Below are 21,662 nucleotides of genomic sequence, written 5' to 3'. Positions count from 1 at the left end.
ACTTCATTGGTTGAATGATTGCTTTCATGCTATAGGTAGTCTGATGTAAACAGTCGACACCCGCCGTTCAGCAATCGCAGCGTTGAGCTGCAAAGAGGTGTTATGCTCAACACCACCGCGTGGAACCGCCTGCGCTACACCGTGTACGCACCTTTCTACGATGCGGTCGCCACCCGTGCGTTTCGTAGACCAAGGCGTATTGCGCTTGGGCAGGTGGATTGGGAGCCTGGTATGCGGGTGCTGCTGATAGGGGCTGGCACAGGGTTAGACCTGCCTTTTCTGCCTCATGACATCGAATTGCATGCTACCGATATCGCTCCGGCCATGGTAAAGCGCACGGCAAAAAGAGCCGAGGCGCTTCGCCACGACGTGGAGTGTCGTGTGATGGATGCCGAGGCGCTCAGCTATCCAGATGAGCACTTTGAAGCCGTTATCATGCATCTGATTATTGCGGTAATGCCTGACCCACAGCGTGGACTTGCCGAAGCGTACCGCGTGCTAAAACCCGGTGGGCAGCTGTGCGTAATGGATAAGTTTCAGCCAGACGGCCAACCTGCGGGGGCGGGGCGACGTCTTCTGAATGGAGTCACCTCAGCACTTGCCACCGACATTACCCGCCAAGCACAGCCACTGCTCAGCGAAGCTGGGTTTCAGATTCGCCACGACGAACCGGTGCTCATGAATGGTCTATTCCGTGCATTACTAGCCGTCAAGATCGCTCCTTAGCCGCTAAGCGTGTGACTTTTTACCGCTACACACAGGCTAGCGGTTGCTAATTAAACTATCTAAGCTGTCTAACTATTTTACCGATACCACTCGGATTCAAGCCAATGACAGCCCACTCCTCTAACCGCACCGGCAAACTGCTTTTTGCCATGCTTAGCCGCTTACACCTGTATATTGGTCTCTTCGTCGGCCCTTTTATTCTTATCGCGGCACTGTCTGGTATCGCTTACTTACTCAGCCCGCCACTTGAAGAGTGGTTCTACCATGACACCCTATATGGCGTTACTCAGGGCGAACCTCATTCCCTTGCCGAACAGATTACTACGGCCCAGCACTACCTGGACGCCCCAATCCTGCCCAGCGCGGTGCGCCCTGCACCGGCGTTAGGCGACACCACACGGCTAATGTTTAGCGAATCAGAACTGGGCCCTTCTGAACATCGGGCGCTGTTTGTCGATCCCATTACCCTGAAAGTGACCGGTGATACGACGGTTTACGGTACCAGCGGTATTTTACCGCTGCGCACAGCGATCGATCATTTTCACCGCCAGCTGTTATTGGGCGAGGTGGGACGTCTCTATAGTGAGCTGGCTGCCTCATGGCTTTGGCTTGCCGCGCTGGGTGGCGTAACGCTGTGGATTCGCCAACGCCGCGCGCTGAAAGCCCTTTCAGGCACCTACACCACACGCCGACGCCACGCAACACTCGGCGTAGCGCTTTCCCTCGGGCTGCTGTTCTTTTCGGCAACGGGGCTCACTTGGTCACAGTGGGCGGGAAGCAATATTGCCGAACTTCGTCATGCCTGGGGCTGGGGCACGCCAAGCGCCTCAACAGCACTGATCGATACCGATAGCCAGGTAGCCGATGAACATGCTGAGCATCACGGCCATATGGCCATGGTGGCCACGTCTATCACGCCAGAAGATTTTGACCGAGCGCTGAGCGCTGCTCGTGATGCGGGACTCAGCGCAGCGCGACTCCAACTAACGCCCCCGAGCAGCCCCCAACAGGCGTGGCGGGTAGCGGAAATTGACCGCCAGTGGCCTACGCAGGTAGACCAGGTGGCGCTGCATCCGCGTAGCATGACAGTGACCGATCAAACCGACTTTACCACCTTTCCACTGGCCGCCAAGCTCACTCGCTGGGGGGTGGATCTGCATATGGGCGTACTGTTTGGTATCGCTAATCAAATAGTACTGGCGTTGATCGCCGCTGGGCTTGTGACACTTATGGTGTGGGGTTACGTAATGGCGTGGCGGCGACTGCGCACGGCGAGTGGTCAGCGCTTTCCAACGGTAACCGAGCCCTGGCTAATGCTCCCGCTTACAGCCCAATTCAGCGTGCTGATCGTCGCTGTCGCGCTTGGCGTAGCGCTACCCATACTGGGTGTAAGCCTGGCGTGTTTCGTCGTGATCGATGCGCTGCGCTGGTCTATTAAAAAGCGCTACACTGCCCGCAGACTTAATGCCCACCAATAACATACCTTGAGGTGAACGATGCCAAAAGCACCCGTTAAGCGCTTTCGCCGCTTACCCGATGACGAACAGTCACGCGTTATAGAAATGGCCTGGGAAGACCGCACGCCGTTTGAAGCGATAGAAACGCTGTTTGGCATGAGCGAGCCGGATGTGATTGAGGTGATGCGCCACCAGCTTAAACCCGCCTCGTTTCGCCTCTGGCGCAAGCGTGTCACCGGCCGCGCCACCAAACACCAAGCTCTGCGCTCGCCGGATGTTCTACGTGGATATTGCCCGACGCAATATAAGCGTTAGATGGCAGCTCAACCGGAACCCATAATTATGAATGGGCGCCTTCTTTCAGCATCACTAGCTGGCAGACTTTAATTGGATAGAGTTAAGCTGGCTAAGCGCTAATTCGACATTGGGGCGATCAAACAATTTGAGTTTACGCTGTGCTGAGTGCTTACCTCCCGGCCAGCGGCTTACACCTTCCATTAACGATGCAGGGTCTGGCGCTGCCTGGGATTGGGACAACAACCAATCCACCGTGGCTAGTAGCTCCATCCCAAAAGGTGACTCAAATCCGTCAATCAACTCGGCCGTTTTCTCCAGCGCGGGCAGATAAGCTTTTGCCTCGGTTTTGAGATACAGCGCCACTTTTTCCCGTTTATCATCATTAAACCAGATAGTATCCAGCGGATCGCAATCGTTGATGCGTTTCTCGCTTTTGAGATAGCTACCATCCAGTCCATTGAGCAAATGGCGCAACCGATCGGCATAGGGGCCGTAGCTGTTGGCCTCGAACCGAAGATCCAGCGGATTATCTATGCCTTCTGCTTCAATTGCTCTCTCAAGAAACCAAGCCAACTTTTGAATTTCCAACAAACTACATTCCATGCCTAGCACCCAGTAACGGCGTACCAATTCAGCGATCAAGGCACGCGCAGGCGTTAACTGTTCAACGCCCTGGCGTTTTGCAACATTTTGATATTTGGCCGTCGGCTCAAAGACGATAATCTCGACACCTTGCAAATCACCCAGTGCTTGCTCGATATGAGGCTTAATCTCAGCCCAATCCAGCCCACCATTACCAGCCCCCAACGGTGGAATAGCAATTGAGCGCACTTGATTGCGCTCAATAAAACCGCGCAGATCAGCTAAACCGTCAATAATCCACTGTAGTTGGGACTTCGCTCGCCAGTGCTGTTTGGTTGGAAAATTGACGATCCAGCGGGGCCCCATCAACTCATCGGTTTCAGTCACGAACATGTGACCCGTTTGCACTTTTCCAGCTTTGCAGGCTTGCGCATAGGCCGCCATATTGGCAGGGAAGCGTTCTTTGAACATCAGCGCGATTCCCTTGCCCATCACACCCACCGTATTAACGGTATTGACCAGGGCCTCAACCTCGGCATCCAGCAAGTTGCCTGTTGTATAAGTGATCATGACTGACTCCTTAAAAATACCAGCTGGGCCGACAGTGAATATCCAACGCGCTACCCAGCTCAGCGGACTGCTGCTGTAATTCTAGCTGCAACTGCGGGGTGTAACATATTGCTCCCAGCAATGCCTGTATAGGTACATATTTGTGAATTAGCGCTTCTGCTTGATAACGCTCAACTTTCTCAGGATCATCCGGATCACGCTGAAAGTTGCGTTGCTGCAGAAGCGGCCAGTCAATGGCGCTCAGGTTGTCTAGGCCATTGAAATAATTGGCAGTGACTGGGTAAGCATGGCGATCGGTGAAGACAAACGGCAAACTCAGTTCCGCAGCTTTATACAGGCTGGACACCAGAATCACGATATCTTCGTTAGCCACCGTCTTCACGCCGCCACGGCCAGTATGGATGTTGTACAACATTGGCGAAAAAGGGGTGAAGTAAAAGGGCACATAATCATTCAGTACGCCACCGGGTGCCAGCGGTACATGGCGATGCGCACGGCGGCTAATTAACTCTTCATTGCCAATCACCACCCATTCCGGCGCACGCCTGCTACCATGACCCGCATGCAGGCCATTGGTTAGAATCCAGGGCAGGTTCTGACGATGAGTAATCCGCCAGATTAGAGCTTTTCCTGGATTGAGATTTTTATAAACCATCAATAAAACATACCTTTATTGACTGAGCTTGCACAGGCTGGTCGCACTAATTTTTAAGAAGGTATTCATTGGCTGCGCTGACATCGCCGATTGTAGCCTAGTTCGGTGAGATTAAAGGTGGTGTCTCTACAAAGAATTAGTGAATCCCATTCTTGCTACATCAAGCGAATACGCACCCACTTAAATACCCTCAAAGCAGGTCTTTCTCTAAACGCCCTTATTGTTATATTATCACATAACACAAACCCGTTTAGAGGTGTACTAGCAATGACTGCGTTTTCCCCCCTGCCCGTCACCGTGCTGTCGGGCTTTCTAGGTGCTGGTAAGACCACCGTCCTCAATCATATCCTCGCCAACCGTGAAGGCCGCCGGGTGGCGGTCATCGTTAACGATATGAGCGAGGTGAATATCGACGGTGCACTGGTGCGGGGTGGCCCTGGTGAGTCGACGCTGGATGGCGATGTTGCTCTGAACCGCTCTGAAGAGCGCTTGGTAGAGATGAGCAATGGCTGCATCTGCTGCACCCTGCGCGAAGACTTGCTAGTGGAAGTCAGCCAGTTGGCTCGAGAGGGCAAGTTCGATTACCTGGTCATTGAATCCACCGGGATTTCCGAGCCGCTGCCCGTGGCTGAAACCTTCTCCTTTGAAGATGAAAGCGGCCAGAGTCTCTCCCACGTCGCCCGGCTGGATACGCTAGTGACCGTAGTGGATGGCGCCAACTTTCTTGAACAGTACCGCGAAGCGCAAAGCCTAGCCGAAGCGGGCGAAAGCTTAGGCGAAGACGACGAGCGCAATATCGCCGACCTGCTGGTCGATCAAATCGAGTTTTGCGACGTGCTGTTGATCAGCAAGACTGACCTGATCAGTGAGAATGAGTTAGCAGCGCTGAAGGCTATCCTGCATTCGCTGAACCCCGACGCGGAGCTGGTACCAATCACTCAAGGCGGCGTGCCGCTCGATAAAGTACTGGATACCGGCAAGTTCAATTTCGAGCGTGCCCAGTTGGCACCGGGCTGGCTAAAAGAGATGCGCGGCGAGCATGTACCAGAAACCGAAGAGTACGGGATTGGCAGCTTTGCTTATCATGCCCGTCGCCCATTCCATCCGCAGAAATTCCACGATCTGCTGAACCAGGAGTGGTTTGGTAAGGGCCTGTTGCGCTCGAAAGGCTTTTTCTGGCTCGCCACTCGCCCCCAGGCCGCTGGTCAGTGGAGCCAGGCAGGCGGCATCGCCCACCACGGCCCAGCCGGGGTATTCTGGAAGGCGATTCCCGAAGAACGCTGGCCGACGGATCCTGAAACGCGCCAGTTTATTATGGAGAAGTGGCAGGAGCCGTTCGGGGATATGCGCCAGGAACTGGTGTTTATCGGTCAGAACCTGGATCAAGCTAAAATGCGTGAAGCGCTGGATGGCTGCCTGCTAAGCGAAGCGGAACTACTGGAAGGCATGACCGCGTGGAAGAAACTGCCTGATCCATTCCCGTCCTGGGAATAAGTAAGAGCTAATAACGCTTAAATGCAAAGAGAGAGGCCGCAGCCTCTCCCTTTTTTATTGCCTGCATTTTTTCTTGCTAAAAGCTCTATTGCAGCATACTGGGCAACCAAGTAGCGAGGCCCGGAAACACGATCAGCACCGCGACCAGCAGCATCGAACAGAGGATGTAGGGAATCGCCGCCGAGTAAATTTCACTCATGGTAGTACCCGCAGGCGCGACACCTTTCATCACAAAAAGCAGCAGCCCTAATGGTGGCGTTGAGAAACTGATTTCAAGCGCTAGCAAAACAACGATCCCGAACCACACTAGATCAAACCCCAGCGCCTGGGCGAGTGGGAAAAAGATCGGCACGGTTAGCATCATGATAGAGATCTGCTCCATAAAGGTTCCCAGCACCAGTAGCACCGCGAACATTGCCAGGAGCATAAGAATCGGCGACAGATCAAAACTGGTCGCCCAGCCGATCAAGCCACCCGAAGCGCCAGAGAAGCCGAGCAGCTGACTGAAGGTAGCCGAGCCAAACACGATCAGGTAGGCCATCAGCGTGACTTTAAGTGCCCCGGTGACCGAAAGCTTAAACGCCTCCCAGGTCATGCAGCGGAAAATAAACGCCAGAATAATCACGCCTAGCGCACCAAAGGCTGCGGCTTCTGAGGGCGTGGCAAACCCAATCAGCATCAGCGTGACGATAATCACCATCACGCTGAGCATGGGTAGAATATCGGTCACGATCAGTTTGAGCTTCGCGCTCAGCGGCACCGGCTCAAGCTCATAATTCGGGGCGGCCAAAGGATCCAGCTTAGTCTGAATAAAGATGGTCGCGATATAGAACCCCGCCAGCGTTAGCCCCGGCAGAATACCAGCGATAAGCAGTGCGCCAATATCCACTTTCGCTAAGGTTGCTAACAGCACTGCCAGCGCGGAGGGCGGAATAATAATTGCCAGGCCCCCAGTGCCCAGAATCGGGCCAATCGCCATTTTCTTTTTATAGCCCCGCCGCTCCATTTCCGGCACCAATAGCGAACCCATTAATGCCGTAGATCCCATGGAGGAGCCACTCAGAGTTGAGAACGCCGTACCCCCCACCACTGTGACGTAAGATAAACGCCCTGGCACCTTGCCCATTAGCTGATCCACAGCGTTGAACATTTTCATGCCCAGCCCGGTGCGAAAAAACAGTTCGCCCATCAACAAGAACAGCGGAATGGGCACCAAGTTAAAGCTGGAGAGTGCGCCGAAACCGTTGTTGAGCATCTGTAAGATGCCGGTTTGGCCACCCATAAAGTGCCAGGCGCCAATCACGTTGGCGGCCAAAAACGCCAAAGCAATGGGGGTGCCAATGGCCATGAACAGGAGAATCAGCGAGAGTAGGAAAGCGAGCGCAAAGTACCATTCCATTATTCTTTAATCCCCGCTTCGCCGCTGTGAAGAATTTCATGGCCCACCACAAAGCGGCCAAATTCGATCGCCATCAGGGAAAAACTGATGGGGAAGACGATGGTTAGTATCCATTTCGGCACAAAGAAAGCCCGCACGTCATAGTCAGTGCGCTCGATATTGAGCAGCACCAGATCAAGCCCCTTCCACGCCAGCACGCCGCACACCACGACACAGAGCAGCGACACCCCACGGCTGAGGATATTCAGCGCTGCTGGTGGCAACACCGAGGTCAGCAGCTCGATATGCACATGCCCTTTTTGGCGCACCAGCCAGGGAGCTCCGAGCAGAGTGAGGTAGAACATGGCGTATTCAGTGGAGAGGAAAAACCACGCAGAAGGCTGAAGCCCTAAGTTACGAATCACCACCGAAAGCACCACGGCCACCATCAACCAGACCAGCATGATGGCGGCCAGCAGTGCCATGCCGTTGAGCAGCAGCAGATAGCCGCGTTGTGCGTAGCGCATAAAAAACCCTAGAAAATAAGCCACACAAATAGGGCGCTCGATCGCTCGGCGCCCCTACGTTTCTATAGATCGTTGAATTTTTCGATCAACGTATCGTAATGCTCAAGCCCCATGGGGTGGCGCTCCATCTGGCCGCGCATACGCTCCCAGGTGGCATCCCGGGCAGCGTCTGAGAAGCGCTGTGCTGCTTCGCCTTCCAGGGTAATGACCTGCATGCCATCAGCCTCAAGCTCGGCTTGCTGCTCTTTGGCTAATTCAGCCAGTTGTTCGGCGCTGTCGCGCTCATGCTCAATGGCGACTTCCTGAAGAATTTGCTGCGACTCTTCGCTGAGCTGGTTCCACTTATCCAGGTTAACGATCACCCCCATATCGGTAGAGAAGAAGGCAGGGTCAACCCGGTAGTTAAGGAAACGATCCCAATTGAGGTCTTTCAGGCCAATTTGAGTCCAGCCGGTCGCGTTCACTACGCCTCGCTCCAGGGCCGCATAAACATCGGTGGTCGGCAAGCTGATTGGCTGCGCGCCCAGGTAGTCCTGGAAGAAGGCGTCATACACCGGGTTACTGCGTAGACGTAGGCCCGAAACGTTTAGATTACCTTCGTCATCAATAGTGGGCTCATCAATGGTGTAGAAGTTGTAGCTGACCCCGCTGTCGAACCAGCCCAGGTAGTAAGTGCCCATCTTCTCCTGATGAATTTCATTCAGCAGATCGATGCCGCCATTTTCACGGGCGAAAATAGCGTTGGTGTTAGAAGCCACCATGGCATCGCGCTCTGGCACGGTACCTGCGTAGAAGCTCGCGGCGGTGTAGGCCATATCCACCACGCCGTTGCGCACTGCGTCGGGCTGCTCGGAAAGACCAATCACTTCAGGGCCGCCGCGCACGTTAATTTGCACCACACCTTCACCGCGCTCGTTAACCTTATCGACGAACTCTAAAAAGCTCTGGGTATAGATCAGCGAGGGAGGAAACGCATGCACCGCGTTAATTTGATCCAATGCTAGGGTCTGAGTGGACGCCAGGGCTGTTAGCATGCCCAGGGTAAGGGTTACTTTTTTCATGAGTTAGTCTCCTGCACAAGGTGGTTTTTTATAGCGGTTGTTGTGTTGATATTTTTTGTGAACCCTTCTTAAAACATCTGATGCAAGCGTGCACATTGTTGTAATGAGAATGTTTGGCAATATTGTTTTAGCCTTGGCATTACCCTTTACTAATAATCTCGGTCTCAGGAAGCCTGGGCGCTGTCCAAGGGAACTGCCTGGCGTAGTTCGCTGCGAAATCGGTAATGGTGTTAGCGTGCTGGCGGGTCATATCAATATCATCCCAACCGTTCAGCAGCTTGGTGCGCCAAACGGTGCTAATTGAAAAACTGACCTCTACTTCAGCGACACGAATTAATTGCTTCTCCAAATCAACGTAAATGGCCGCCGGTGTATCACCAAGGGCTGCTAGCAAACGCTCGGCGTCATCCTCTTCCACCACTGCGGGCAATAAGCCGTTATTGACGGCGTTAGACGCAAAAATATCGCCAAAGCTTGGCGCCACCACGCAGCGAAAGCCGTAATCGACCAGTGCATAGACTGCCGCTTCCCGCGATGACCCCGCGCCAAAGTTGCGGCGACTGACCATCACTTCAGCGTCGGCAGCATTAGGGCGATGAAGAATAAACTCGGCGTCCGGTGTGCCCTGTTCGTTGTGGCGAACGTCATAAAGTAAAAACTGACCGTAGCCGACGCTGCGCGGCTCTTTCATAAAGCGCGCGGGAATCAACTGATCGGTATCCACGTTAGCCGCGGCAAGGGCAACGCCAAGGGTGTCTAGTACGGTAATAGGTTGCATTAGCGAGCTCCTGTAGCCTGAACGGATGAATCAACGCCCGCTGTTAACGTACGCACATCGGTTAGCCGCCCACTCACCGCCGCGGCGGCCACCATAGCGGGTGACATCAGATGAGTGCGTGCCCCCGGCCCTTGGCGGCCCTTGAAGTTGCGATTGGTCGTCGAAGCGCAGCGCTCGCCGCTGGCCACTAAATCACCGTTCATGCCTACGCACATGGAGCAGCCGGAGTGTCGCCACTCAAGCCCTGCGTCGATAAAGATACGGTCTAATCCTTCAGCTTCGGCCTGGGTTTTCACCAGCGTTGATCCGGGCGAGACCATGCCGGGCACACGACTTTTTTGCCCAACCAGCACGGCGGCAGCGGCGCGTAAATCTTCAATACGCGCGTTGGTACAAGAGCCGATAAAGACCCGATCAATGTTGATATCGGTGAGTTTTTGGCCCGCCGTTAAGCCCATATAGGCCAAGCTCTCCCGAGCCTGGCGCGCTTTCGCGGGATCGCTCAGTTGCTCTGGGTCGGGCACAGCGCGGTCAATCGGCAGTGCCTCTTCAGGCGAGACGCCCCAGGTCACCGTGGGAGCGATTTCGTCCGCATGCAGCGTCACTTCAAGATCAAAACGGGCGCCTGGGTCGCTGTAGAGCGTGGCCCAGTAGGCGCAGGCTTGTTTGAAAGCTTCCCCTTGCGGAATCCAGGGACGGTCACGCAGATAGTCGAAGGTGGTTTGGTCTGGGGCAATCATGCCGCAGCGACCGCCGCCCTCAATGGAGAGATTACACAGCGTAAGCCGCGCTTCCATGGAGAGCGAGCGGATCGCCTCGCCAGCGTACTCAATGGCATAGCCGCGAGCACCGTCGGCGCCCAGGCGCGCAATCCAGGTCAGCGCAATATCCTTGGCGGTGATGCCCTCGGCCAATTGGCCTTCCACCGTAATCCGCATCACCTTGGGCTTGCTCTGCCACAGGGTTTGCGTAGCCAGCACATGGGCTACTTCCGAGGCACCAATACCAAAGGCAATGCTGCCAAAGGCGCCGTGGGTGGCGGTGTGGCTATCGCCGCAGACCATCACCATGCCGGGCTGAGTGAGTCCCTGTTCGGGCCCCAGCACATGCACAATGCCCTGGCGGGGGTCATCAAGACCAAACAGCGCCACCCCATGCTGCTGGGTATTGCGGGAGAGCTGCTCAATCATTGAGCGCACTTTGGGATCGACAACACCTGCCAGGTCGCGGGTCAGCGTTGGTACGTAGTGGTCAGCAATACCGAAGGTTAAATCGGGCCGGGCAACGGGCAACTGGCGTTCAGCCAGCTTATTGAACGCATGGAAGGAGCCTTCATGGACAAAGTGGCGGTCAATCCACAGCAGGCTCTGACCGCTTTCACTACGGTGAACCTCGTGGGCGCGCCAAACTTTGTCAAACAGCGTTGTTGGGGTACTCATGGTCGTCGCTCGTTGCCTCGGCCTTCGTTAGACTTATCGTTCTCACCCAATACAACTAGCGCAATTTCACAACACAGGTCAAATGTATTTTTTGTAATTTTAAATCTGTATTAAATTTAATACATTAAAAAACACCCCAATGACCCTACTCAGCCTTCCCCCCGGTAGGCATTCCGCCTACCTTCGGCTCCCAGTAGCGAGAGTCATCATCGCCGTTTCGCTCTAGATCAATCTGGAAACGATAGCGGTCAGGACGGTAGAGCGCATCCAAATGTTCGACACCTCGACCCTGCTCATCAAACACCACGCGGGTCAGTGAAATCAGCGGGGAACCCACGGCCACATCCAGCGCTTCCGCCACTTCGTGGCTGGCCAGAGTGGCGGAAATCGATTGGGAGGCGTGATCAACTTTCACGCCGCTGCGCTCCAGCAGCACAAATAGCGGTGTATTGGCTAAATCCATCTCGTTGTAGTGCAGGGCAATCGATTCAGGCACATGGGTTACCAAATGGGAAAACGGCTTGTCGTCGACCATACGCACCCGCACCGAGCGCTGCACCTTCCCACTCGGCCCCATGCCTAACCGCTCGCGAATCATTTCCGGTGGCAGCACATAGGCAAACTCCAACAGCCGCACCTGAGAAGCCTGGCTCATCTTGACCATATTGGGCATGAGGTTTGAGACGCTGGCGGTCATCACCGTGGCATCCAGCGGCTGCTCCAGCACCACCGTGCCCACGCCTGCTTTACGCTCTACCATGCCCGTCGCTTGCAGCGCTTCCATGGCACGCCGAACGGTGACTCGCGACACCCCATGCTGCTCCGCCAGTTTATTTTCGCCGGGCAATTTACTGCCCGCAGGCAGCCGCCCGCTCAAGATTGCATCTTTCAGTAACAGGTAAATACGGTGGGATTTGGTGCCGCCCACCGCAGAGGATTGTGCCTCACTCATCCACGCCTCTCCTCAGGATGTTGTTCAAAAAATTTATGTCGGGCTTGACGTAGGGATAATAATAGACATAAAAATGTATTACATATAATACATATCGACAGCTAATCAATAACACAATTACTGCCGCTTGAAAGCCATTATCACAGAACCAGCGCTGTTTCGTATCGCTAACGATGGGGCCTCACGTGAGCAGCTAGTTGCAAGAGAGTCGAAATGCCTAACGCAGAGATGACTGACCCAGACAGCCGCAGTGTAAAGCAGGTGCGCGCTTTTCTAAGCGCCATGGAGGCCCGCGACCTGGCCTGCGCAGAGCGCTACCTGGCGGTTAACGTGGTGATGCAGTTCCCTGGCGCTGCACCTATGCAGCGATTAAGTGAAGTCGTTGAGTGGGCCAAAACCCGCTACCGCCGGGTGAGCAAAACCTTTTACGCCGTCGATCTCTGCAGTCATCCAAAACAAGGCACTTCCACTTCCCACAGCGTGGTGGTCTGCCATGGCGAGCTGGCAGTGGAGTGGTTGGATGGGAGCACATCCACCGGCGTGCGCTTTATCGACCGCTTTGAATTAACCGATGGCTTGATTACCCGCCAGGACGTTTGGAATGACTTGGCGCTAGCCGCGAGAACAAGCAGCTAACGCCTACCCTACTTTTCGCTTACCTTACAATGACGAGATAGCTATGACACGCCAACAGCACGCTACAGGCCAGCCCGCCCAACTTAAACAGCAGTTGCAAGACAGCTCCATTGTGGTCGCCCCTGGCGTGTTTGACGCCCTTGGTGCGTCCCTTGCTGAGCAAGCGGGCTTCGATACGGTCTACCTTTCCGGCGCCAGCCTGGCCTATACCCAATTGGGGCGGCCGGATATTGGCCTGCTTAGCATTACCGAAATTTGCACTGCCATGTCGCATATTCGTGAGCGCACCCACTTATCCGTGGTCGTGGATTGCGATACCGGCTTTGGCAACGCCATGAACGTGATGCGCAGCGTGCGCCTGCTGGAGCGCGCTGGCGCCAACGCTATTCAGCTTGAAGACCAAACCTACCCGAAGCGCTGCGGCCACCTGCGCGGTAAAACCCTGGTCTCCAAAAGCGAAATGGTCGGTAAATTGCACGCCGCACTGGACGCCCGAGAAAATGACAGCACGCTTATTATTGGCCGCACCGATGCGCTGGGCGTGGAAGGCACCGACAGCGCCATTGAGCGTGCCCAGGCCTATTATGAAGCTGGCGTGGATATGCTGTTTATCGAAGGCATCCGTAGCGACGAAGATATCCGCAAGATCATGACCCAGTTCAAAGGCAAGGTGCCGATCATGGCCAATATGGTCGAAGGCGGCGACACGCCGCTGCAGAACGCCCAGGCGCTTGAAGACCTTGGCTTCTCGCTGGTGATTTTTCCCGGCGCACTGGTGCGGGCGATTACCCATATGGCCAGCCGTTTCTTTGCCACGCTAAAACGGGACGGCACTACCGACGCCTTCCGCGACCAGATGCTCGATTTCAAACAGCTTAACGACTATTTAGGCACCCAGGCGATGCTGGAGCTGGGCGAGCAGTACGACAATCGCTAGCCCTCGCTCACCAAACCATGCCCATTATTTATAAGTGCGAATAAATAACTATTCAGGAGACGACGATGCAGACCACTGACAAAACGGCGAAAGAGATTTTTAACGATGTCATGGCTAACCCTCAGCGGGTGCCGTTTGGTTTTGGCAACAAAGCGGTGCTGGTTAACGTCGATCCGCAAAAGGCCTACACCCGCACCGATCTCTTCAACACTGCCTACGAAACCGACCCCAAGCAGTTGGAGTACACCAACCAGCTGGCACGCGGTTTTCGGGAGAAAGGTTGGCCGGTGGTCTGGACTCACGTCGCTTTTCTAGACTCCGCCGAAGACGCAGGTGTTTGGGGTACGCGTACCGATACGCCTGATTCGCTGCAAAACATTAAGTATGGCTCTGAGCGGGCCGAATTCGACGAGCGCTGCGAGATCGACCGCAGCCGCGACGTGATCTACACCAAGCGCATGCCTTCAGCCTTTTTCGAAACGCCGCTGCAGTCGCTGCTGGTATGGCACCAGGTCGATACGGTGATCATCACCGGCGGCTCCACCTCCGGCTGCATCCGCGCCACCGCCGTGGAGAGCCTCTCCCGGGGCTACCGCACCATCGTGCCCATGGAGTGCGTGGCAGACAAGCACGAGAGCTACCACTACGCCAACCTGACCGACCTGCACCTCAAGTACGCCGATGTTCTGCCGGTTGCCGATGTACTCGAATGGCTGAGTGGCAGCGCCTAAGGCCTACCAAGTTTCAAAGGAGCCGGTTATGAAAGAGTCACTAGGCGTTTACGACTACTGGGCCTACGACCAACGCCCTAAAATCGAGTGGCCAGGAGGCGCCAAGGTGGCCTTCTGGGTCGCCCCCAATATTGAGTATTACGAACTCGACCCGCCGCTGAACCCCCAGCGCAACCCTTGGCCGCATCCGCACCCTTCGGTGCCCGGCTACAGCATTCGGGACTACGGCAACCGGGTTGGCCACCAGCGTCAAATGGCCCTGCTGGAGAAGTACGGCATTCGCGGCTCGGTGTCGCTGTCGGTGGCGCTCTGCGAGCACCACCCTGAGATTATCCAGATGTGCCGCGAGCGTGACTGGGAGTTCTTTAGCCACGGCATCTACAACACACGCTACACCTACGGCCTGAGCGAAGCCCAGGAGCGGGCGATGATCCGCGACAGCATGGAAACCATTCACCGCCATACCGGCCAAGCTTGCGCGGGCTATCTGGCGCCTGCGCTCTCCCACTCAGAGCGCACCCTGGATCTATTTGCTGAAGTGGGCGAAGAGCTATTCGGCGAGAAAGGCGGGCTTTATACCTGCGACCTGTTCCACGATGACCAGCCGACGCCGATCAGCGTTCGCTCCGGTAAGCGGTTTATCTCCATGCCCTACTCGCTGGAGATGAACGACACCATTGTCTATGCAGTGAACAAAGTAGAGCCACGCCAGTACACCACCATGCTCAAGCGCCACTTTGACCGCCTATATGCCGAGGGCGCGGAGTCTGGCACGGTGATGTGCATTCCCACCCACAACTATCAGGTGAGCTGCCCACACCGTATCAAGGCGTTTGAAGAGGCGCTGGAGTACATCACCGGCCACCCGGATGTATGGGTCGCCACCGGGCGCGAGATTGCTGATTACTACTTGGCCAACTATTACGATGCCGCCCTCGACAGTATGGCGGCCCAGGCCACCACTGCAGGCAAACAGGGGTAACGCTATGGCGCTTAACGACGACTATCTCGACTACCCTTACCGCCGCCACGGCTACGACCACGAGCGCTACACATGGTCGATGCTGAGCGAACGCGCACCGGTCACCTGGCCCGAAGGCAAAACCCTGGCGGTGTGGGTCAATATTTCGCTGCAGTTCTACCCGCTAAACCAGCGCGGCAAGCCATTTAAAGTACCTAACGGCATGACCATGCCCTATCCCGATCTACGCCACTTCTCGCTGCGGGATTACGGTAACCGGGTGGGCATCTATCGGGTGCTCAAAGCGCTGGCGGCGAACAACATCACCCCCACCTTTGCCATCAACGCACAGTTGGCGGAGCAGACACCCTATTTGGTGCAGCGCTTGAAAGAGCATGGCGGTGAATTTATCGCTCACGGCTGGAACATGGATCACCTGCACTACGGCGGCCAGCCGATCGAGGAGGAGGCCGAGCTGGTCAAGCGCTCTGTGGACACTCTGCGCCGCGTCACCGGTCAACCTATTCGCGGCTGGCTAAGCCCCGCCAAGCACCAAAGCTTCAACACCCCCGACCTGCTGGCAGACAACGGCATTGAATACTGCGCCGACTGGGTGAACGACGATATGCCTTACTCTTGTGAAACCAAGACAGGCAGTTTGACCATGATGCCGCTGGCCACAGAGATCGAAGACCAGTTTGTGATGAGCCAGAACCTGCACTCGGAAGATTCCTGGGTGACCCAGGTGAAAGACGCTTTCGATTTTCTGTTGGAAGAGTCTCGCGAGCAGGGCGGTCGTTTATTCGCCTTAAACCTCCACCCTTGGCTGGTGGGCCAGCCCCATCGCATTGCCTGCTTAGAAGAAGTGCTGGCCCATATTAACGGGCATCCGGAAGTGTGGCAGGCCCCGGCGGGTGAGATTCTGGATGCCTTCCACCATGCTGCGGAGCAGGCGTAATGGCGGTACTTCCCTACACACACGACGGATTTGATGCCCACCTTCCGCTGCTGATTATCGGCGCAGGGGCCTGCGGCCTGGTAGCGGCGTTAGCCGCCCAGGAAGCGGGCGTTGAGCTTGCTGTTTTAGAGCGCGACACCCTGCCCCGTGGCAGCACGGCGATGTCGTCGGGCTTTATTCCTGCTGCCAATACGCGCTTTCAGCACGATTTGGGCGTCACTGACTCTGCTGAAGCCATGGCGGAAGATATTCAAAAGAAGAACGGCTTTGAGGCAGACCCAGCTATTGTCGAACTCCTCGCTACTCAATCAGGCCAAACCATCGAGTGGCTGGCTGATCAGCACGGCGTGCCCTTTGAACTGGTGGAGGGCTTTCTCTACCCTGGGCACCGCCACCTGCGCATGCACGCTACCCCAAGGCGAACCGGCGAAGAGCTGATGGGCGCGCTGCTCAATGCCGCTGAAGCGGCGGGGGTTGATATTCTGACCCAGGCGCGGGTAGTAGATTTGCACGTTGATGACACTCAGCGGGTGCGGGGCGTAACCCTTGAGCGCCCGGACGGCAGCCGCGAAAGCATTGGCTGCGACGCGCTGATTTTGGCCTGCAACGGCTATGGCGGTAACGCTGAGCTGGTTGATCGCTATCTACCCACGCTCAAACACGCGCTCTACTACGGCCATGAAGGCAACCAGGGCGATGCGCTGCTGTGGGGTCAGGCCATGGGCGCTAGCACCAAAGACTTGGGCGCCTGCCAGGGCCACGGGTCGCTGGCGACACCTCACCAGATTCTGATTAGCTGGGCACTGATGATGCAGGGCGGCATTCAGGTCAATCTAAACGGCGAGCGCTTCTCCAACGAGCACGGCGGCTACTCCGAACAGGCGGCCAAAGTGCTTGCCCAGCCGGAGAAAATTGCCTGGAATCTTTATGACGCCCGTATTCATGAATCGGCTCAGGCGTTTGAAGATTATCGTAATGCCCAGGAGAGCGGCGCGGTGCGCAGCTTTGCCAGCCTTGAAGAGATGGCCGCTGGTTTGAACTTGCCGCTAACAGCGCTGCAGGCCACCTTTGCGGAGATGCAGCAGCATGCCGAACAGCAAACGGAAGATACGTTTGGTCGCCGTTTTGACTCAGTGAACCTACTCGAGCCACCCTATTACGCCATTCGCGTGACCGGTGCGCTGTTTCATACCCAGGGCGGTTTAGAAGTGAATCGCACTGCACGCGTGCTCAATACCCAAGGCCAAGCGCTACCCAACCTGTTCGCCGCAGGCGGTGCCGCCCGCGGTGTTTCAGGCTCCAACGATAGCGGCTATCTTTCTGGCAATGGGCTGCTGAGTGCTGTGGTGCTGGGGGCTGTAGCGGGCAGAAGTGCCGCTGAGCTGCTTCATTTGAAGCTCAGTTCAGCAGTATTGCCCTAGGGCTACTCGCTACAGCATTGCCTCCGCCCATTGGCGCACTTCAGGATAGGAGCGCTGCTCAAAGATCGCGAAGCCATTAAGGCTGCGGGCTTTGAGTGGGGTGAAGATCGGCATGGTTAAGCCGCACAGGAAGTGCGCCAGCCGCTGTGCATTGGGTAGCTGGCCAAACTGGTCGGTGTGACGCTCAATCAGCGGCGTTGCGTAGCGCTGAAAATCAGCCGCCGTTAATTCGGGTTGTGGAGGTGCATCCGGTAGTTTTACCGGGTGGCCATAACACACCGAGCAGTGACCACAGCGCCCCTGCTCGGTGTCGGATGGCGTATCAAAAGTGCTATCGCCAAAATGCTCGGCCAGGCGTCGTGTTAGGCAGCTCTCCGACTCAAACAGCGCCAGCATGGCCTGAAGCCGCTCGATCTCGATATGTTCACGCTTGAGGCAGTCTTCATACAGCTGGCTCGCCAGCGTTTCAATGGCAAAACTGGGCTGACATACCTCGTAAACATCGGTCATCCGCTTGCCTTCCAGGGTCAGCCAGCCTTTATCTTGAAAGTACTCAAGGGCGGTAATGACGCGAGCACGGGAAGCGTCAATCTGCTGCGCCTGCCCCGCCTGATGTAGGCGCTCAAAATCCACCGTACCCCAGGTGCGGGCGATGAGAATATTATCGACTAAAAGTCGCACAAACGCCGCCCTCTCGCCTTCAAATCGATTTACCAATTCACTAGGCTCAAGATGGTAGCGCAGCCGATACTCGGCGAGAAACGCAAAGCGCGGGGCAATAATGCCGTGCATCTCCAGCCGTACCAGCAGTGTTTTCAGCGGCAGCGGGCGGATATTGGTATCCTGGGAAAGCGTATTGAGTAGCACCTCCCACTGTCGGTCTGCCGATTGGCCTGCCGCAGCGATCTCTTCCAACAGGCGGTAGATGCCCGCGTATTCGGGTGTATCGCCGTAAACGAAGTTCTCCAGCACCCGCAGGCCATCCCGCCCGGCCATGGTCAGGCAGGTGGAAGACAGGCCATCACGCCCCGCCCGACCAATCTCCTGGCTGTAGTTCTCGATGGATTTGGGTAGGTCATAGTGCACCACGTTGCGAATATCGCCCTTGTCGATGCCCATGCCAAAAGCAATGGTGGCCACAATACAGGGCGACTCACCGCCCATAAACTGGCGCTGAATTTCATCCCGCCGCTGGGAATCTAGTCCCGCGTGGTACGCCTGGGCGGCAATGCCCTGGGCTGTCAGTGCGTTCGCCACCCGTTCGGCGGTTTGTTGCAGGGTGACGTAAATAATCGTTGGCGCTTCGCTGCCCGGCTGCATCTGGGGTTTAAGCCACTCAATCAACTGCTGCTGACGATCCTCCATAGCGGGTGCCACCAGCAGTTCGAGATTGGGGCGGTAAAAGCCGGTGGTGATGACGTTCTCTGGCGCGATAGCAAACTTCTCGCTCATATCGGCAATCACCGTGGGTGTCGCAGTGGCGGTAAGCAGCAGCACCTGGGGAATGGCAAAATCGCGCTGGTAATCCGGCAGCTTCAAATAATCAGGGCGAAAGTTATGCCCCCACTCGGAAAGACAGTGGGCTTCATCGACCACCAGCAGCGAGATCTTCACTTGGCGCAGAAAGTGGCGAAAGCGCTCGTTCTTAAGCCGCTCCACCGAGATCATCAGGATTTTCAGCTCACCGCTTTTGGCGCGATCCATGACATCGCGCGTCGTTTCGCGGTCTTGAGTGGAATCAATGCTGGCAGCGGCAACACCATGGCGGGTTAGAAAAGAGAGCTGATCCTGCATCAGCGCCAGCAGCGGCGACACCACCAGGGTTAGATGTGGCAGATGCAGCGCCGGGAGCTGGTAACAAAGCGACTTTCCCGCACCGGTGGCGAAAATCGCCGCCGTGGAGTGGCCATCCAACACCCTTGACACCACCGCCTGCTGGCCGCCGCGAAAGTCGTCAAAACCAAATACGTCTTTCAGCGTTTGCTGGGGTGATGTGGGGGACATAGGCTCTCCGTGTTAACGAAACTCAGTTTAAAATGCCTTCTCCAACGCAAAGCGCGGCTGAGTGAGCCCCTCTTTAGTGACCGTCTCAACGAACATGTCGAGCGGGCGCACCCAGAGGCCGTACTCACCGTAGAGAGCGCGATAAACCACCAGCAGCTCTTCACTTTCGCTGTGTTGGGCGGTGCCAAGCACCTCGTAGAGGCTGCCTTTGTAGTGGCGGTAAATACCGGGAACGGGGGCGGTCATTGGCTCTCCTCTTGAGGTGCGTTTGTGGCGGCTGGCTGGTTGGCTTTTTTGGCGAGTCGCTCGAGCACCTTTGAAGCGGCGACAAAGCCAAAGGTGCCAGTCAGGAAAGTGGCAGCCCCGAAGCCTGAAGCGCAATCCAAGCGCGTGGCGTCACCGCTGCCGGGCTTTTGCAGGCAGACTTCACCGTCGGCGCCGGGATAGATCAACTGCTCGTCGGAGTAGACGCACTCCACTGAGAAGCGCCGTTTGGGATTGCGGGAGAAGCCGTAATCCCGACGCAGCCGCGAGCGCACTTTGGAGAGCAGCGGGTCGTGCTCGGTACGGGTGAGATCCGCGACTTGAATACGCGTGGGATCGGTTTGCCCACCGGCCGCACCGGTCACCGTGATGGGAATTTTGCGTCGCTTGCACCAGGCGATCAGCGCGGCCTTAGCAATCACGCTGTCGATGGCATCCACCACGTGATCGGCGTCATCGGGAATCCGCTCAGCCAGGTTGGTGGGTGTCACGAAGGCAGTGTCCGCCATAATCTCGATTTCCGGGGCAATCAAACGGCAGCGGTCGGCCAGCACATTAACCTTAGGCTGACCAATGGTGCCATCCAGCGCGTGGAGCTGGCGATTGACGTTAGACACACAGACGTCGTCCAGATCGATCAACGTCAGTTTGCCAATGCCCGAGCGTGCTAGTGCTTCTACTGTCCAGCTTCCCACCCCTCCGACACCGACCACCACCACGTGGGCATGACGAAACGCCTTCGCAGCACGCTGACCGTAGAGGCGACGAATCCCACCAAAGCGAAAATCATAATCCCCCGAGGCTGAATCAGCAGAGGCGGCTGGGCTGGCTGTTGGGATAGCTGAGGACATCGCAGACTCACTCATAGCGCTTGAAGGGCGGAAGGTGTGGCATGTGGCGGCGTGCGTAAGCTATCCAGCGGCAAGTGCCCTGCCCAGCCAAAATGATTAAAGAGCGCTATCATGGTGTCATCCAGAGCGCAGCTCAATTGTACACGCTTGTCTAACAACGGATGATCAAAGGCCAAGTAGGTCGCCGCGAGCAGTAAGCGTGGTGCGCCCAGCTGCTCGGCAAAAAAGCGGTTGTGGACACTTTTACCATGCTTGGCATCGCCAATAATTGGATAACCACGCCGGGAAAGGTGGCGACGAATCTGATGGCGGCGCCCGGTCAGCGGCCGTGCCTCCACCAGTGAGTAGCGAGCGACTTGGTAGCGATCAACTTGAACCGGCAGCTCAACGCTATCCAGGCGGCGAATATCGGTCATTGCAGGCATGGCGGGCATTTCGGCCTTGGGTCGCGTACCGTCCTCTTCCCGTAGCGGGTAATCCAAGCGTTCACTCTCCGGCGCTTTACCGCGCACCACCGCCAGGTAGCGCTTCTCTACCTGACGCTCGCTAAACGCTTCGCTGAGCAATCCGGCAACCGTTGAAGAGAGCGCAAAAACGATCACTCCAGAAGTAGGTCGATCCAGCCGATGAACTGGGTATACCCGTTTGCCAAGCTGGTCGCGTAAGCGCTGAAGCAGAAATTCGGTTTCACCACGCGCCAACGCCGAGCGATGCACCAGAAGCCCTGACGGCTTATGCACCGCAACGAGATACTCATCCTGATAGAGGATGTTGAGTGGCGTCATATGACTCCCCGATAACACAGTGACTAGAGCTATCTTACAATCTGTCTTAAAAGCTGTTTTTAACGACTGCTTTAACAACGAATGGCAACAAGGCGCCATTGTCGCGGCTAAGCAGTGCGATGTCATCCGCCTTATACGGTAATGTTTCTCATCAACCAACGAGATGTGATGAGATAATGTCAATAGTTAATAAGGAGT

Annotated in this window: 22 protein-coding genes; 10 read left to right on the top strand and 12 right to left on the bottom strand. The window is 56.1% G+C overall.

Annotated elements, in window-relative coordinates; all coding sequences use genetic code 11:
• Nucleotides 1-102: 102 nt before the first annotated feature.
• The 3 genes from KF947_RS14750 (at nucleotide 103) to KF947_RS14740 (ending at nucleotide 2,498) form a co-directional block, all read left to right on the top strand.
• The gene (locus KF947_RS14750; protein ID WP_227404294.1) at nucleotides 103-726 is read left to right on the top strand and encodes a class I SAM-dependent methyltransferase; all 624 of its coding nucleotides are present in this window, start codon (nucleotides 103-105) and stop codon (nucleotides 724-726) included.
• Between the two features lie 104 nt (nucleotides 727-830).
• The gene (locus KF947_RS14745) at nucleotides 831-2,204 is read left to right on the top strand and encodes a PepSY-associated TM helix domain-containing protein (protein WP_227404293.1); all 1,374 of its coding nucleotides are present in this window, start codon (nucleotides 831-833) and stop codon (nucleotides 2,202-2,204) included.
• Between the two features lie 18 nt (nucleotides 2,205-2,222).
• On the top strand, nucleotides 2,223-2,498 hold the full coding sequence (locus KF947_RS14740; protein ID WP_133730888.1) for a TIGR03643 family protein: 276 nt from the start codon (nucleotides 2,223-2,225) through the stop codon (nucleotides 2,496-2,498).
• A 54-nt stretch (nucleotides 2,499-2,552) separates the two neighbouring features.
• Here the strand turns inward: KF947_RS14740 and KF947_RS14735 are convergent, their stop codons facing one another.
• Both KF947_RS14735 and KF947_RS14730 read right to left on the bottom strand, forming a co-directional pair.
• Nucleotides 2,553-3,632: a macro domain-containing protein gene (locus KF947_RS14735; protein WP_133730889.1), complete on the bottom strand. Its 1,080-nt coding sequence runs from the start codon at nucleotides 3,630-3,632 to the stop codon at nucleotides 2,553-2,555.
• Nucleotides 3,633-3,642: 10 nt separating this feature from the next.
• Nucleotides 3,643-4,287, bottom strand: coding sequence for a DUF4433 domain-containing protein (locus KF947_RS14730; protein ID WP_133730890.1), 645 nt, complete (start codon nucleotides 4,285-4,287; stop codon nucleotides 3,643-3,645).
• 267 nt (nucleotides 4,288-4,554) lie between these two features.
• Here KF947_RS14730 and zigA point away from each other — a divergent pair, with 267 nt between their 5' ends.
• Nucleotides 4,555-5,781, top strand: coding sequence for a zinc metallochaperone GTPase ZigA (gene zigA / locus KF947_RS14725; RefSeq protein ID WP_227404292.1), 1,227 nt, complete (start codon nucleotides 4,555-4,557; stop codon nucleotides 5,779-5,781).
• 85 nt (nucleotides 5,782-5,866) lie between these two features.
• Here zigA and KF947_RS14720 read toward each other — a convergent pair whose 3' ends face one another.
• From KF947_RS14720 to KF947_RS14695, 6 genes are all read right to left on the bottom strand, one after another.
• Nucleotides 5,867-7,180 (bottom strand): TRAP transporter large permease, encoded by a 1,314-nt coding sequence (locus KF947_RS14720; protein WP_088698368.1) that lies wholly within the window; start codon nucleotides 7,178-7,180, stop codon nucleotides 5,867-5,869.
• Nucleotides 7,180-7,686 carry a TRAP transporter small permease gene (locus tag KF947_RS14715; RefSeq protein ID WP_035576621.1) on the bottom strand — a complete coding sequence of 169 codons (507 nt, stop codon included), beginning with the start codon at nucleotides 7,684-7,686 and terminating at the stop codon, nucleotides 7,180-7,182. The genes KF947_RS14720 and KF947_RS14715 overlap by 1 nt, the downstream gene beginning before the upstream one ends.
• A 62-nt stretch (nucleotides 7,687-7,748) precedes the next feature.
• A complete protein-coding gene (dctP, locus tag KF947_RS14710; protein ID WP_088698369.1) occupies nucleotides 7,749-8,747 on the bottom strand; it encodes a TRAP transporter substrate-binding protein DctP in 999 nt (332 codons plus the stop codon).
• Nucleotides 8,748-8,886: 139 nt separating this feature from the next.
• A complete protein-coding gene (gene leuD, locus KF947_RS14705; protein ID WP_227404291.1) occupies nucleotides 8,887-9,525 on the bottom strand; it encodes a 3-isopropylmalate dehydratase small subunit in 639 nt (212 codons plus the stop codon).
• A complete protein-coding gene (gene leuC, locus KF947_RS14700; protein WP_227404290.1) occupies nucleotides 9,525-10,964 on the bottom strand; it encodes a 3-isopropylmalate dehydratase large subunit in 1,440 nt (479 codons plus the stop codon). The genes leuD and leuC overlap by 1 nt, the downstream gene beginning before the upstream one ends.
• Nucleotides 10,965-11,109: 145 nt before the next feature.
• Nucleotides 11,110-11,916, bottom strand: coding sequence for a GntR family transcriptional regulator (locus KF947_RS14695; RefSeq protein ID WP_088698372.1), 807 nt, complete (start codon nucleotides 11,914-11,916; stop codon nucleotides 11,110-11,112).
• A gap of 213 nt (nucleotides 11,917-12,129) precedes the next feature.
• Here KF947_RS14695 and KF947_RS14690 point away from each other — a divergent pair, with 213 nt between their 5' ends.
• The 6 genes from KF947_RS14690 to KF947_RS14665 all read left to right on the top strand — a co-directional run bounded on the left by KF947_RS14690 (nucleotide 12,130) and on the right by KF947_RS14665 (nucleotide 17,560).
• Nucleotides 12,130-12,552 carry a nuclear transport factor 2 family protein gene (locus tag KF947_RS14690; protein WP_227404289.1) on the top strand — a complete coding sequence of 141 codons (423 nt, stop codon included), beginning with the start codon at nucleotides 12,130-12,132 and terminating at the stop codon, nucleotides 12,550-12,552.
• A gap of 43 nt (nucleotides 12,553-12,595) precedes the next feature.
• Nucleotides 12,596-13,489 carry an isocitrate lyase/PEP mutase family protein gene (locus tag KF947_RS14685; RefSeq protein WP_227404288.1) on the top strand — a complete coding sequence of 298 codons (894 nt, stop codon included), beginning with the start codon at nucleotides 12,596-12,598 and terminating at the stop codon, nucleotides 13,487-13,489.
• 65 nt (nucleotides 13,490-13,554) lie between these two features.
• The gene (locus KF947_RS14680; protein WP_227404287.1) at nucleotides 13,555-14,220 is read left to right on the top strand and encodes an isochorismatase family protein; all 666 of its coding nucleotides are present in this window, start codon (nucleotides 13,555-13,557) and stop codon (nucleotides 14,218-14,220) included.
• 28 nt (nucleotides 14,221-14,248) lie between these two features.
• Nucleotides 14,249-15,202: a polysaccharide deacetylase family protein gene (locus KF947_RS14675; RefSeq protein ID WP_227404286.1), complete on the top strand. Its 954-nt coding sequence runs from the start codon at nucleotides 14,249-14,251 to the stop codon at nucleotides 15,200-15,202.
• 4 nt (nucleotides 15,203-15,206) lie between these two features.
• The gene (locus tag KF947_RS14670) at nucleotides 15,207-16,139 is read left to right on the top strand and encodes a polysaccharide deacetylase family protein (protein WP_227404285.1); all 933 of its coding nucleotides are present in this window, start codon (nucleotides 15,207-15,209) and stop codon (nucleotides 16,137-16,139) included.
• Nucleotides 16,139-17,560, top strand: coding sequence for an FAD-dependent oxidoreductase (locus KF947_RS14665; protein ID WP_227404284.1), 1,422 nt, complete (start codon nucleotides 16,139-16,141; stop codon nucleotides 17,558-17,560). Before KF947_RS14670 ends, KF947_RS14665 begins: the two co-directional genes overlap by 1 nt.
• A 9-nt stretch (nucleotides 17,561-17,569) precedes the next feature.
• Here KF947_RS14665 and KF947_RS14660 read toward each other — a convergent pair whose 3' ends face one another.
• From KF947_RS14660 to KF947_RS14645, 4 genes are read right to left on the bottom strand one after another with little or no spacing between them, the layout of a single operon-like run.
• A complete protein-coding gene (locus tag KF947_RS14660) occupies nucleotides 17,570-19,564 on the bottom strand; it encodes an ATP-dependent DNA helicase RecQ (RefSeq protein ID WP_227404283.1) in 1,995 nt (664 codons plus the stop codon).
• Between the two features lie 27 nt (nucleotides 19,565-19,591).
• Nucleotides 19,592-19,810 carry a DUF1653 domain-containing protein gene (locus KF947_RS14655; protein WP_133730905.1) on the bottom strand — a complete coding sequence of 73 codons (219 nt, stop codon included), beginning with the start codon at nucleotides 19,808-19,810 and terminating at the stop codon, nucleotides 19,592-19,594.
• Entirely contained in the window at nucleotides 19,807-20,679 is an 873-nt protein-coding gene (gene tcdA / locus KF947_RS14650) for a tRNA cyclic N6-threonylcarbamoyladenosine(37) synthase TcdA (protein WP_133730906.1), read from the bottom strand. Before tcdA ends, KF947_RS14655 begins: the two co-directional genes overlap by 4 nt.
• Before the next feature lie 11 nt (nucleotides 20,680-20,690).
• Nucleotides 20,691-21,464 (bottom strand): pseudouridine synthase, encoded by a 774-nt coding sequence (locus KF947_RS14645; RefSeq protein ID WP_133730907.1) that lies wholly within the window; start codon nucleotides 21,462-21,464, stop codon nucleotides 20,691-20,693.
• Nucleotides 21,465-21,662 lie beyond the last annotated feature (198 nt).

Origin of the sequence: Halomonas sp. FeN2 (assembly GCF_020595105.1) — a bacterium.
GTDB classification, from domain to species: domain Bacteria; phylum Pseudomonadota; class Gammaproteobacteria; order Pseudomonadales; family Halomonadaceae; genus Vreelandella; species Vreelandella neptunia.
This window is presented reverse-complemented; position numbering and strand designations above follow the sequence as displayed.